The 850-nt window shown below is 62.9% G+C and carries 1 protein-coding gene; it reads left to right on the top strand.

The window, feature by feature from the left end; genetic code table 11:
- Positions 1 to 37: 37 nt before the first annotated feature.
- Positions 38 to 844, top strand: coding sequence for an IS5 family transposase (locus tag HW554_RS20260; protein WP_176910343.1), 807 nt, complete (start codon positions 38 to 40; stop codon positions 842 to 844).
- Positions 845 to 850 lie beyond the last annotated feature (6 nt).

An 850-nucleotide genomic window follows, 5' to 3' on the forward strand; every position in this document is an offset into this window, starting at 1 on the left:
CTAGAGCCTGTTATGCACTGGTAGCGTAATTTGGGGTATGGCACAGCGAAGTGGTTACCCCAGCGACGTAACGGATGACGAATGGACATTTGTGGCGCCTTATCTGGCCCTGGTGCGGGAAGATGCGTCGCAACGGCAGCACGCACTCCGGGCCGTGTTCAACGCCCTGCGCTACCTGGTCAAAACCGGCTGCGGCTGGCGCTACCTGCCCCACGACCTGCCGCCCTGGCCGGCAGTCTACCAGCAATGGGCGCGCTGGCGCGATAACCGGTGTTTTGAGCATATGATGGCCGATTTGCGCGAGTTGGCCCGCGTGCTGGCCGGACGTGAGGCCGAGCCCACGGCCGTCATTTTGGACTCGCGCACCGTGCAAAGCACGCCCGAAAGCGGGGCCCGCGCCGGTTACGACGGGGCCAAACGACGCAAGGGTAGCAAGGTACACGTGGCCGTCGACACGCTGGGTCACCTGCTGGCCGCGGTCGTTACGCCAGCCAACGTGACCGACCGCGGGCAGGTTGACGCGCTCTGTGAGCGGGTGCAGCAGGTCACAGGCCAAAAAGTGCAGGTGGCCTACGTCGACCAGGGCTACACGGGCGAAGACGCTGCGTACGCCGCGGCCGTGCACGACATTGACTTACAGGTTATTGCCAAGCCCGAAGGCCAAACCGGTTTTGTGCTGCTGCCCCGCCGCTGGGTCGTTGAGCGCAGCTTTGGCTGGGCGGCCCGCTTCCGACGCTTGGCTCGTGATTACGAACGTTTGGCCCTGACCATGCACCAATTTCACTTCCTCGCCTTTGTCACACTCCTGCTGGCAAAAGGCGTTTTTCGAGCTACAAGTCCATAACAGGCT

The organism is Hymenobacter lapidiphilus (assembly GCF_013377885.1).
Classification (GTDB): domain Bacteria; phylum Bacteroidota; class Bacteroidia; order Cytophagales; family Hymenobacteraceae; genus Hymenobacter; species Hymenobacter lapidiphilus.